The sequence below is a fragment of the Arthrobacter celericrescens genome (assembly GCF_003614925.1).
GTDB classification, from domain to species: domain Bacteria; phylum Actinomycetota; class Actinomycetes; order Actinomycetales; family Micrococcaceae; genus Arthrobacter; species Arthrobacter celericrescens.
On sequence record NZ_QYLP01000095.1, the window covers coordinates 15141 to 26135 of the forward strand.

Genomic DNA, 10995 nt, shown 5'->3' on the forward strand with positions numbered 1-10995 from the left:
GGATTCAACCTCCGGCGGAAAATTTTCCCCGAATCCTCTGCTAAAAGCCTTTGAGGTGCCTGACGGGTGTGGCTGGAGGGTCTGAGGCGGTTCGCGGGACAGGAGTTAAACGGCGGAGGCAGGAACCGCCGCTGCGCGGTTCCTGCCTCGCTCTTGCAAGATTGCCGTGGTTGTTCGAGGTGCCTTAGTTGCTCGCCGTGCCGGGATCGCCGCCCGGAAGACCGGTGCCTGAATCCTGGCCGCTGGACGTACCCGTGACGAGCTGAATGGTTTCGGCTGTGTAGTTCCCGGATTCCTGCAATGCGGTGATGCGTACGGTGTCCCCGCTTTGCACGTCCGAAATACTCAGGGTGCTGCTCCCCTGGTTCATCCCGCGGCCCATGCCCTGCGACACCACGAGGTCGCTGCCCAGTCTGTAGCTGCGGTTGAACCCGTCCTCGCTCCTGATCGTGATGGAGTCCGCCGAAACTTCGGAGACAGTGCCGGTCTGCGAACCCATGTTCACGTACGTTCCATTCCTCAGGATCACGTATTCGGAATGGACAGCAGCGCCGAGTCCGCCGGCTCCCATGCCCAGGCCGTCCGGTGCAAAGCCGCCGCCGTTCATTCCGATACCGCCAGGCCCGCCCTGGGCCGACATGCCGTTCTGCCCGGCCATTCCGCCCGCGGCCTGGGTTCCGGCGTCGGCCGCCGCTCCGTTGCCCGCCGCGTAGACTCCGGCAGCCGTTGCTCCGGCAACGACCACGGCCACGCCTCCCGCGATGAGCCCCTTCTTCAGGGTCCACTTGCCGGCGGCACCCCCGGCCGGCCCTGCGCTCCGGGCGCGTGCCGCACCCCAGCCGGCGGAAGGCTGGCCCGACGGCGGGGTGCCCCAGCCGCCCGACGGTTGGGCCGCCGTCGGGAATGGCCCAGGCTGGGCAGGCTGGGAGGCCTGCCGGCTTTCCGGGTCCTGCCCACCGTTGGCCGGTCCCACGGGGCCGGGGGCTGCGGGAGGGTCCTGTCGTTCCATGGTCTTCTCCGAATCTTGGGAAGGAATCGTTGTCCCACCCAGATTCAGCCGGGTTGCTGTGCACGGGCTGTGTCGCACGGAAGCCCCTCCTGTGAGCACGAGCGAACCCGTCTGTGGAGCCGGTGGGGACGAAGCGGAGGTTAGGGAGGCGGCGGGGACTAGGCTTAGGACTCACAGCGTGCTCACAGGAAGCGCAAAGCGGCGGCAAACGGCCAGATCGGAGGCTTGTCCCATGGCATCCTCGCACTCCACCAACAACCTTCCGCAGCTCACCCACCCGGACGGCTCCCCCATCCGTGCCCTCGTGGTTGACGACGAACCGAGCCTCGCCGAATTGATGAGCATGGGCCTGCGCATGGCCGGCTGGTCGGTCGAGATCGCCGGGGACGGCCCGGCCGCGGTCAAGCTGGCCAAGGACTTCCGCCCGGACGTCCTGGTGCTGGACGTCATGCTCCCAGGGTTCGACGGCGTGGAGCTGCTGGGCAGGATCCGCGCCTTCGCGCCCGAAGTGCCTGCGCTTTTCCTCACCGCCAAGGACGACGTCAAGGACCGCATCACCGGCCTGGCCGCCGGCGGGGACGACTACGTCACCAAGCCGTTCAGCATGGAGGAAGTCCTCCTGCGCCTGCACCGCCTGGTGCAGCGTTCCGGCGTGGCCGCCATGGACACCGCGGAACTGGTGGTGGGCGACCTGACGCTGAACGTCGACACCCGCGTAGTGACCCGCGCCGGCCAGGACATCGCCCTCACCGCCACCCAGTTCGAGCTCCTGCGCTACCTCATGGAGAATCCGCGCCGGGTCATCAGCAAGGCACAGATCCTGGACCGCGTGTGGGACTACGACTTCGGCGGGCAGGCCAACATCGTGGAACTGTACATTTCCTACCTGCGCAAGAAAATCGACGCCGAGCACCCGCCGATGATCCACACCGTGCGCGGCGCCGGCTACGTCATCAAGCCCGCCGAGTAGGGGCAGGCATGTCCAAGCTTTCGGGAGCACCCCGGCGGGCAGGCCGGTACTGGCTGAACCCTGCCACCTGGCACCTGCGCACCCGGCTGATCCTCGTCTCCATGGCACTTCTCGTGGCGATCTGCGGCGCCATCGGCCTCGTCAGCTACGCCTCCATGGATCTCTTCCTGACCCGCCAGCTGGACGAACAGCTGACGCAGGCTGCGCACCGCGCAACCGAGTTCGGCAGGCCGCCGTCGGGAGGTCCCATCGGACGCCCGGACCCGCTTGAGGCACGGGGCCAGGGTGCCGGAACCATCAACGCCCGGATCTTCGGTTCCACGGTCAACAGCGCGGGATTCATCAACGCCGACGGCGTCCGGGCCGACCTCTCGGCGGCGGACAAGGCCGTACTGCTGGATTTGCCCGGGAACGGCGCGCACGTGGACCGGAGCCTGTCCAACGGCGACTACCGCCTCGTGGCAACCGAAACGCCGTACGGCGACATCATCGTCACCGGGCTTCCGCTCGCCGCAAAGCAGGGCACGGAGGCGTCGCTGGTGTGGACCATGGTTCTGGTGTCCCTGGGCGGGCTCGGACTGATCGGGCTTGCGGGCACCGTGATGATCCGGCGAACGATGCGCCCGTTGGAGCAGCTGTCCGAGGTGGCCACCAAAGTTTCGCGGCTTCCGCTCGACGCCGGCGAGGTGGCCCTGGCGGTACGCGTCCCGAAGACTGCCGCCCACCCCAGCACCGAGGTGGGCAGCGTGGGCCACGCCCTCAACCTCATGCTGGACAACGTCTCCAACGCCCTGGAGGCACGGCAGCGGAGCGAGACGAAGGTGCGCCAGTTCGTCGCCGACGCCTCGCATGAACTGCGCACCCCGCTGACGGCGATCCGCGGCTACACCGAACTACTGCGCATGACCGAAAACTTCAGCGAGGACGGCCGAAAGTCCCTGGGCCGGGTGCAGAGCCAGTCCGAACGCATGACGGCGCTGGTGGAGGACCTCCTCCTGCTGGCCCGCCTGGACGAAGGCAAGCCGACGGAGTTCGGCGATGTGGACCTCACCCAGCTGGTGGTCGAAACCGTCAGCGACGAGAAAGTCATGGCGCCCGGGCACGTCTGGCAGCTGGAACTCCCGGACGAGCCCCTCACGGTCCGCGGCGACGCCACGCAGCTGCACCAAGTCCTGGCCAACCTGCTTTCCAACGCCCGCAAGCACACCGGGGATGGCACCACAGTCACCACCGGAGTGATGCGCTCGGCCGACGGCACCGCCGTGATCACCGTGACCGACGACGGCGGCGGCATCCCGCCGGAGTTCCAGGACCGGATTTTCTCCCGCTTTGCCCGGGCCGACGCGGCGCGCACCGGCACCGAAGGCAGCTCGGGGCTGGGCCTGTCGATCGTCGAGTCGATCGTGCAGGCGCACGGCGGTTCGGTGGAGGTCAGCTCGCGCCCGGGTCGCACGGAATTCGCTGTGAGGCTCCCCCTTCCCTGAGAGAAGGCTGAACGCACGACGCCGGAGCGCGCCTGCGCAAGGCGACTCACCGCCGTCGTGATGTCCGTTACCTAAATGTGACTTTCGCGGCGGGCTCCTGTACCGTCGAAAGGGTGCTCCGGATATTCCGGACCACCGCCGGGCAGACGCCGAGCTCTGCCACTCCCCGGCGCCCCAACACCCAGGCAGAGACGGGGGACCCAGAGTCTCCGGGCCGCTTCGCGTTCACGAACCGGCCCTTGGGGTGAAGCCGCAGACCAGAATCTCCGCTGGTGCGGCCGGATGACCTCATCCGAACCCGACAGCTAACTCCGCAGGCGTTGAGAGGTATACCACCATGTCTCCTGCCAAGGATCAGTCGCGCCTGCATGGGCGCCGCCGCGGGGAAGTTTCTGCTCCGCGCACCGTTTTGAAGAAAGCTGCGGGCCTGCGCAGCACCAGCCAGCGCCTCGCCGTCACGGCAGGCGTGCTCGCCCTGGCCGTGGGTGCCGGCGCTGCCGGACAGGCCGCCGGACAAGGCGGCCAGGCAATCGACGCCGCCCGGACCTCCGTGTCTGCCCCGGAAGCGAGCGCAACCGCGACGCCGAGCGTGACGCCGTCGGCCGCTGCTTCCAAACCTGCCGCCAAGCCGTCCACTCCGGCCAAGCCGGCCGCGAAGCCGGCCCCTGTGACCGCCCAGGCGGCCAAGGTGGCTCCGGCCAAGCCCGCCGTTCCCGCGAAGCCGGTTGCAGTGAACGATCCCGCCGGCGCCCAGGCCTACGCCGCGAGCCTGCTCTCCTCCTTCGGCTGGGGACCGGGAGAGATGGATTCGCTGCGGATCCTCTGGACCAAGGAATCGGACTGGACCACCACGGCAACCAACCCCTCCAGCGGCGCGTACGGCATCGTGCAGTCCCTGCCGGCCGAGAAGATGGCCACCGAGGGCGCGGACTGGCAGACCAACTACAAGACCCAGATCCGCTGGGGCCTGAAGTACATCAAGGAACGCTACGGCTCGCCGTCGGCAGCGCTGTCCTTCCACTACGCCAACAACTGGTACTGAGCCGGATTTTGCCACCACCGCAACGGCCCGTCCCTTTGGGGACGGGCCGTTTTCGTTTCAGCGCGTAACCAGAGGACGGGCTGTAGGGTACTTCCATGTCGCTGGATGTTTGGGAGATCTACGAACAGTTTGCGCAGTCAGACAGGTCCTTGATGGATGAAAAGCATCGCGGCTTGTTGGCTGTGTGCGACCTACGGCAAGAGGTCGCTTCCGGCGGCGTGGACTCCTATTTTCGCTACTGGGGCGCGGACTCTGCGCCTGCTGCGCTCGCAGCGCTACCGGAAATCCTCGGCAGCGAGTGGGCCAACCTCCTTGAGGAGGCGATGGATCTCTTTGGTGCCCCGTTCCCAATCAATTGTGATGATAGGGCTCGGTTCCTCGACAACAACGATCTTGAAGAGACCCTGGAGGATCTGGACAGACGGCTCTACGATCTCGAAGAAGCAATCGACGCCGACGCCTGCCTCAACGGGTACATCGCATCCCGCTTTGGTTAGAAATCACCGCGGACACAAGGCACCAGAACAACGGCCCGTCCCTCTCCGGGGACGGGCCGTTTTGCGCATCCACAGCTTGGTGTTTCGCATCCACAGCCACAGCACAGCTTGCGCCTAAAGCACGCAAATCCCGCGCGGTCACTGTGGATCCATGGCACTCACAGACTCTTCAACAGCAAGCGCAGACTGCGCCGTCCCGCCACCGGGCACCAGCGGCAGCACCTTCCGGCCCGTCCATACGGATGTCCGCCCCAGCACAGCGACCCTGCTCCGGCACGCCCCGGTCGACACCCGCTCCGGCAGCGCCGTCCTGGACGTCACCATCCCCGTCTTCAACGAGGAACGCGACCTGGAAGAGTGCGTGCGCCGGCTCCACGGACACCTGCGGGGCGGCTTCCCGCATCCTTTCCGGATCACCATCGCGGACAACGCCAGCACGGACGCCACCCTAAAGATCGCCGAGCGCCTCGGCCGGGAACTCCCCGAAGTGATCGCCGTGCACCTCGATGAAAAGGGCCGCGGCAACGCCCTGCGGAAAGTCTGGCTGGCCTCCCCGGCACCTGTCCTGGCCTACATGGACGTGGACCTGTCCACCGACCTCGCGGCCCTGGCCCCGCTGCTGGCGCCGCTGATCTCCGGACACTCCGACCTGGCCATCGGCACCCGGCTGACCCGGAACTCCCGGGTGGTCCGCGGGCCCAAGCGGGAATTCATCTCGCGCAGCTACAACCTGATGCTGCAGTCGCTCATGGGTGCCCGTTTCAGCGACGCCCAGTGCGGTTTCAAGGCCATCCGGGCCGACGTGGCCCAGCGGATCCTCCCGCACACCCTGGACAAGGAATGGTTCTTCGACACCGAACTGCTGGTCCTGGCCGAACGCTGCGGGCTGCGCGTCCACGAGGTGCCCGTGGACTGGATCGACGACCCCGATTCCAGCGTGGACGTGGTCCGCACCGCCCTCGCCGACCTCCGCGGCATGGCCCGCCTGAGCCGCGACCTGCTCAGCGGCCGCATCCCGGTTCCGGAACTCCGTGCCGCCCTCGCCCGCGGCCCACTGCCCGCCTCCGACCGCACGGCCGAGAAGAACCCGCGCAACAGGCTCTTCGGCCAGCTGGTGCGGTTCGGTGCAATCGGCGCCGCGTCAACCCTTGCCTACCTGCTCCTCTTCCTGTTCTGTCGCGGCTTCATGGATCCGCAGCTGGCCAACTTCCTGGCCCTGCTGATTACCGCCATCGCCAACACCGGCGCCAACCGGCGCTTCACCTTCGGCATCCAAGGCGGCGGGGCCGTGCGGGCCCATTTCGAGGGCCTGCTGGTGTTCGGCATCGGGCTCGGGCTGACCTCCGGTGCCCTCACTCTGGTGCATAACAGCAGCGTCCTGTACGGCTCGACGGCGCCCGAGCGCTGGGTGGAAGTCCTCACCGTGGTCGCGGCGAACCTCGCCGCCACGGTCCTGCGCTTCCTGTTGTTCCGGCTGTGGGTGTTCCGGCAGCCGCCGTCGCCTCGCGCCGAAGAAACCACAGAACAACCCCGTCCCGTCGAAACAGAAACGGCAGCACGATGACCTCCACCATGACTCCCGCCACCCCGGCCGCGCCCGAAGCCATCCAGCCGGAGCGCCCCACCAACGGGGTCCGCTGGTCCCGGATCGCCTTCGGCGGGCAGCCGCGCTGGGTGCGGCCCTCCGCCGTCGGGCTGCTGCTGGCCACGGCAGTGCTGTATCTGTGGAACCTCGCGGCCACCGGCTACGCGAACTCCTTCTATGCCGCCGCCGTGCAGGCGGGCACCAAGGACTGGACAGCGTTGCTTTTCGGTTCGCTCGACGCCGGCAACGCCATCACGGTGGACAAGCCGCCGGCCTCGCTGTGGATCCCCGCCTTGGCGGGCCGGGTGTTCGGCTTCTCACCGCTGAGCATGCTGGTGCCGCAGGCACTCATGGGCGTGGCCGCCGTCGGCCTCCTGTACCTGGCGGTGAAGCGCGTGTCCGGCCCGGCGGCGGGCCTGCTGGCCGGCGGCGCGCTCGCGCTCACCCCGGTGGCGGCGCTGATGTTCCGCTTCAACAACCCGGACGCGATGCTCACCCTGTGCCTGGTCCTTGCCGCCTACCTGACCACGCGGGCGATCGAACGGGCCGGCTGGAAATGGCTTGCGGCCACGGGCGCCGTGATCGGCCTGGCGTTCCTGACGAAGATGCTGCAGGGCTTCCTGGTGGTGCCGGGGCTCGGCCTGGCCTACCTGTGGGCCGCCCCCACCACGCTGCGGCGCCGGCTCCTGCACCTGCTCGGGGCCCTGGCCGGGATCATGGTGGTGGCCGGCAGCTACATCGCATTGTTCCAGCTGACCCCGGCCTCGGCCCGGCCTTACATGGCGGGCTCGGAAACCAACAGCTTCCTGGAACTGACCTTCGGCTACAACGGCCTGGGCCGCATCACCGGCTCGGGCGAAGGCATGCCCGGCGCGGGCGGCGGCTTCGCAGGAGCGGGCGGGGGCAACGCCGGCTTCGGCGGCGCGGCCGGACTGCTCCGCATGTTCGGCACCAGCTTCGGCGCCGAGGTCTCGTGGCTGCTTCCGGCGTCCCTGATCCTGCTGGCCGCCGGACTGTGGTTCGCCCGCCGCGAGGCCCGGATCTCCCGCACCCGCGCCGCGCTGCTACTGTGGGGCGCCTGGCTGCTGGTCACCGCGGGCATCTTAAGCTTCATGAGCGGCATCGTGCATCCGTACTACGCGGTGGCCCTGGCTCCGGCGATCGCGGCCTTGGTGGGCATCGGCGGCGTGGAGCTGTGGCGCGGCCGGGCGCACTGGCCTGCACGGGTTGTGCTCGCCGCAGTGGTTCTGGCCAGCTCGGTCTGGTCCGCCCTGCTGCTGGGCCGCGACGCGTCCTGGCTGCCGTGGCTGCGCGTCTTCGTGGTGGTTCTCGGCGTTCTTGCCGCGGCCGCACTGCTGCTGCGGGTGGACATGCTCGCCGGCAGGTTCCGGAAGGCGGCGGCCGCCGCCGTCGTGGTGGCCTCGCTGCTGGCCGGCGGGCTGGGCACGGCTGCCTGGACGATCGCCACCGCCGCGGTGCCGCACTCCGGTTCCATCCCGACGTCGGGCCCGTCCTCCGCGGCGCTGGGCGGCTTCGGAAACCGCGACGGCGGTGCGGGCGCCTTGGACGGCGCTCCCGGCGGCTCGCCGGAAACCGAAAGCAGCAGCGAGCTGACCGCCCTGCTCTCCGCCACCACCACGAAGTGGTCCGCGGCGGTATCGGGCGCCACGCAGGCCGCGAACCTCGAACTCGCGTCCGATACCAGCGTGATCGCGCTCGGCGGCTGGAACGGCGGCGACCCCTACCCCACCCTGGCGCAATTCCAGCAGATGGTGGCCAACGGCGAAGTCAGCTACTTCATCACCGGCGGCATGGGCGGTTTCGCGGGAGGCGGCCGTGGCGGAAGCTCCGAGGTGGCCACGTGGGTGGCTGCGAACTTCCAGGCCGAGACCGTGGGCAGCTCCACGGTGTACAAGCTGGCGAAGTAGGCCGGCCGCCGGCTCGCATGCCAGCCAGGAGGGGCCTAGAGGCTGATTTCGATCAGGGGGTGGCCGTCGCCATCCAGGGTGACGGCGGCCGAGGCTGCGGTGTAGTCCGGGATCCGTGCCAATCCGTCGGCGGCCTGGCCGCCGCCGTCGCCCACCACCACGGTGCGCATGCCGGCGGCCAGTGCCGCGGCGATCCCGGCCGGGGCGTCTTCGAAGACCACCACCTCGGACGGGTCGGCGCCGAGCAGTGCGGCGGCGGCGAGGTAGCCTTCCGGGTCCGGCTTGCCGCGGGTCACGGATTCGGCGGTGACCGCCGTCGCGGGCATGTCCAGCCCGGCGGCCTTCATGCGGATCTCGGCGAGCACCCGGTCCGCGGAGGTGACGAGTGCGACGGCGTCCGCCGGCAGGGCGCGCAGGAACGCCTCGGCACCTGGCAGGGCCACGACGCCTTCCGTCCGGGTGCGTTCCATCTCGCCGAGTTCGTCGGTGAGCGCGTCGATGTCCGACCCGGCCGGGGCGTAGCGGGTCACGGTGTCGCGGGCCTGCACGCCGTGTGAGGTGCGCAGGATGTCCGCATAATCCAGGCCGTAGCGGGCGGCGAACTCGCCCCACACCTGCTCCACCACCGCCGTCGAATCCACGATGGTGCCGTCCATGTCGAAGAGGATGGCACGGACCGTGAAGCGTGTGGCATCAGCGGCGGTTTCGGTGGAGGCGTTGGTTTCGGTGGAGGCGGGCAGGCTCATGGGTCCATCCTGCCCGCCCGGGGCTGTCCGCCCAACCGGGAGGCCGTTTGTTTCGGCGGGGCCGGGGACTGGCGTCCGGGCGGAGTGCCGGGCGCCGGCGGCGTCAGCCGTTGGGCCGGGAGGGGATGTACTGCACCGCCCACCTGTTGCCGTCCGGGTCGGCGAAGTACACGAAATGGCCCCAGGGCTGGATGTCGATCTCGCTGACGTCCACGCCGTTGTCCTTGAGCTGGCCGTGGGCGGCCTGGATGTCGCTGACCACGATCTGCAGGCTCGGGGCGGAACCGGCAGGGGCTTCGCTGAGGCCTTCGCCGATCGCGATGGAGCAGGCCGAGCCCGGCGGGGTCAGCTGGACGAACCGGAGGCCGTCCATGGGTCGTTCGTCGAAGTCGGCGTTGAAGCCCACCTTGTTGACGTAAAAATCCTTGGCGCGGTCCACATCGGACACAGGGACAAATACAAGCTCCAGTTTCCAGTCCATGCGCCACAGGCTAGTGGGGCCCGGGTGAAAACGATAGGGGGCTTCGCCGGGTGGGCCGTGAGTCTAGCCTGCCACGCCGTAGAGGCGGTCGCCGGCGTCGCCGAGGCCCGGAACGATGTAGGCCTTGTCGTTGAGCTTCTCGTCGATCGAGGCGAGCACGATCTTGACGTTGGCCTCGGAGAGCTCTTCTTCCAGCTTGGCCAGGCCTTCCGGGGCGGCGAGCAGGCAGATGCAGGTGACATCCGAGGCGCCGCGCTTGAAGAGGAACTTGATGGCCTCGCGCAAGGTGCCGCCGGTGGCGAGCATGGGGTCGAGCACGAAAATCTGCCGGCCGGTGAGGTCCTCGGGCAGGCGCTCGGCGTAGGTGATGATGTCCAGGGTTTCCTCGTCGCGGGCCATGCCCAGGAAGCCGACCTCGGCGGTGGGAACCAGCTTGGTCATGCCCTCGAGCATGCCCAGGCCCGCGCGCAGGATCGGAACCACCAGCGGAGTGGGCTTGGTGAACGCCGTGCCGGTGGTCTTGGTGACCGGCGTTTCGATGTCCACGGTCTCCGTGCGGACCTCGCGGGTGGCCTCGTAGGCCAGCAGGGTGACGAGTTCTTCGGTGAGCTGGCGGAAGACCGGCGAAGGGGTGTTCTTGTCCCGCAGAACGGTGAGCTTGTGGGCAACGAGCGGGTGGTCCACGACGAGTGTGCGCATGCGTCCAAAACTATCATTGAAGCCATGAACAGCTCCGAGCCGTATCACGCCGAACACGCGGCCTGGATGGGCCTTGCCCTGGACGAAGCCCGGCGCGCGCTGGACACCGATGATGTGCCGATCGGTGCCGTGGTTCTGGGGCCCGACGGCGGCGTGCTGGGTGCCGGGCGGAACGAGCGTGAAGCGCACGGGGACCCTACCGCGCACGCCGAGATCGTGGCGATCCGCGAGGCGGCCGCCGCCCTGCAGCGCCACGCCCGGGAACTCGGCGAAGGCGGGGACGGCTGGCGCTTGGAGGACTGCACCCTGGTGGTGACCCTGGAGCCGTGCGCGATGTGCGCCGGGGCGATCGTGCTGGCCCGGATCCCGAGGGTGGTGTTCGGTGCCTGGGACGAGAAGGCCGGGGCAGTCGGCTCCGTGTTCGACATCCTCCGCGAGCGCCGGCTCAACCATTGGGTGGAGGTTTACCCGGGGGTCCGGGAACCCGAGTGCGCGGCGCTGCTGCGGGACTTCTTCGCGACGCACCGGGGGTAACGGCACCGCAAGAGCCGGGC

11 protein-coding genes and 1 riboswitch are annotated in these 10995 nt (G+C 68.8%); of the genes, 7 read left to right on the forward strand and 4 right to left on the reverse strand.

The features are described 5' to 3' along the window. Positions 1 to 184: 184 nt before the first annotated feature. Positions 185 to 1009, reverse strand: a complete 825-nt coding sequence (locus D3654_RS17205; RefSeq protein ID WP_162943778.1) for a hypothetical protein — start codon at positions 1007 to 1009, stop codon at positions 185 to 187. Positions 1010 to 1241: 232 nt separating this feature from the next. On the opposite strand from D3654_RS17205, the gene D3654_RS17210 reads away from it, so the two are divergent. The 6 genes from D3654_RS17210 to D3654_RS20945 all read left to right on the forward strand — a co-directional run bounded on the left by D3654_RS17210 (position 1242) and on the right by D3654_RS20945 (position 8515). Then, positions 1242 to 1979, forward strand: coding sequence for a response regulator transcription factor (locus D3654_RS17210; protein ID WP_120522682.1), 738 nt, complete (start codon positions 1242 to 1244; stop codon positions 1977 to 1979). Between the two features lie 8 nt (positions 1980 to 1987). Next, on the forward strand, positions 1988 to 3463 hold the full coding sequence (locus D3654_RS17215) for a sensor histidine kinase (protein ID WP_120522683.1): 1476 nt from the start codon (positions 1988 to 1990) through the stop codon (positions 3461 to 3463). Positions 3464 to 3623: 160 nt separating this feature from the next. Next, positions 3624 to 3795: riboswitch (cyclic di-AMP (ydaO/yuaA leader) on the forward strand. Positions 3796 to 3800: 5 nt separating this feature from the next. After that, entirely contained in the window at positions 3801 to 4505 is a 705-nt protein-coding gene (locus D3654_RS17220) for an aggregation-promoting factor C-terminal-like domain-containing protein (RefSeq protein WP_120522684.1), read from the forward strand. A 95-nt stretch (positions 4506 to 4600) separates the two neighbouring features. Next, positions 4601 to 5002 (forward strand): DMP19 family protein, encoded by a 402-nt coding sequence (locus tag D3654_RS17225; RefSeq protein WP_120522685.1) that lies wholly within the window; start codon positions 4601 to 4603, stop codon positions 5000 to 5002. Positions 5003 to 5153: 151 nt separating this feature from the next. Continuing rightward, positions 5154 to 6566, forward strand: a complete 1413-nt coding sequence (locus D3654_RS17230) for a bifunctional glycosyltransferase family 2/GtrA family protein (RefSeq protein WP_120522686.1) — start codon at positions 5154 to 5156, stop codon at positions 6564 to 6566. Beyond that, complete coding sequence (locus D3654_RS20945; RefSeq protein ID WP_120522687.1) at positions 6563 to 8515, forward strand: ArnT family glycosyltransferase; 1953 nt, start codon at positions 6563 to 6565, stop codon at positions 8513 to 8515. The genes D3654_RS17230 and D3654_RS20945 overlap by 4 nt, the downstream gene beginning before the upstream one ends. Positions 8516 to 8550: 35 nt before the next feature. Here D3654_RS20945 and D3654_RS17240 read toward each other — a convergent pair whose 3' ends face one another. The 3 genes from D3654_RS17240 to upp all read right to left on the reverse strand — a co-directional run bounded on the left by D3654_RS17240 (position 8551) and on the right by upp (position 10441). After that, positions 8551 to 9261, reverse strand: coding sequence for an HAD-IA family hydrolase (locus tag D3654_RS17240; protein ID WP_120522688.1), 711 nt, complete (start codon positions 9259 to 9261; stop codon positions 8551 to 8553). A 103-nt stretch (positions 9262 to 9364) separates the two neighbouring features. Continuing rightward, positions 9365 to 9742: a VOC family protein gene (locus D3654_RS17245; RefSeq protein ID WP_120522689.1), complete on the reverse strand. Its 378-nt coding sequence runs from the start codon at positions 9740 to 9742 to the stop codon at positions 9365 to 9367. Between the two features lie 63 nt (positions 9743 to 9805). After that, complete coding sequence (gene upp / locus D3654_RS17250; RefSeq protein ID WP_120522690.1) at positions 9806 to 10441, reverse strand: uracil phosphoribosyltransferase; 636 nt, start codon at positions 10439 to 10441, stop codon at positions 9806 to 9808. Between the two features lie 24 nt (positions 10442 to 10465). Between upp and D3654_RS17255 the strand changes: the two genes are divergently transcribed. Next, positions 10466 to 10975: a nucleoside deaminase gene (locus D3654_RS17255; protein WP_120522691.1), complete on the forward strand. Its 510-nt coding sequence runs from the start codon at positions 10466 to 10468 to the stop codon at positions 10973 to 10975. Positions 10976 to 10995 lie beyond the last annotated feature (20 nt).

What these genes read in the sequence shown, in the direction of transcription:
- D3654_RS17205 (WP_162943778.1), bottom strand. Translation starts at nt 1,009, where the DNA reads ATGGAACGACAGGACCCTCCCGCAGCCCCCGGCCCCGTGGGACCGGCC.
- D3654_RS17210 (WP_120522682.1), top strand. Translation starts at nt 1,242, where the DNA reads ATGGCATCCTCGCACTCCACCAACAACCTTCCGCAGCTCACCCACCCG.
- D3654_RS17215 (WP_120522683.1), top strand. Translation starts at nt 1,988, where the DNA reads ATGTCCAAGCTTTCGGGAGCACCCCGGCGGGCAGGCCGGTACTGGCTG.
- D3654_RS17220 (WP_120522684.1), top strand. Translation starts at nt 3,801, where the DNA reads ATGTCTCCTGCCAAGGATCAGTCGCGCCTGCATGGGCGCCGCCGCGGG.
- D3654_RS17225 (WP_120522685.1), top strand. Translation starts at nt 4,601, where the DNA reads ATGTCGCTGGATGTTTGGGAGATCTACGAACAGTTTGCGCAGTCAGAC.
- D3654_RS17230 (WP_120522686.1), top strand. Translation starts at nt 5,154, where the DNA reads ATGGCACTCACAGACTCTTCAACAGCAAGCGCAGACTGCGCCGTCCCG.
- D3654_RS20945 (WP_120522687.1), top strand. Translation starts at nt 6,563, where the DNA reads ATGACCTCCACCATGACTCCCGCCACCCCGGCCGCGCCCGAAGCCATC.
- D3654_RS17240 (WP_120522688.1), bottom strand. Translation starts at nt 9,261, where the DNA reads ATGAGCCTGCCCGCCTCCACCGAAACCAACGCCTCCACCGAAACCGCC.
- D3654_RS17245 (WP_120522689.1), bottom strand. Translation starts at nt 9,742, where the DNA reads ATGGACTGGAAACTGGAGCTTGTATTTGTCCCTGTGTCCGATGTGGAC.
- upp (WP_120522690.1), bottom strand. Translation starts at nt 10,441, where the DNA reads ATGCGCACACTCGTCGTGGACCACCCGCTCGTTGCCCACAAGCTCACC.
- D3654_RS17255 (WP_120522691.1), top strand. Translation starts at nt 10,466, where the DNA reads ATGAACAGCTCCGAGCCGTATCACGCCGAACACGCGGCCTGGATGGGC.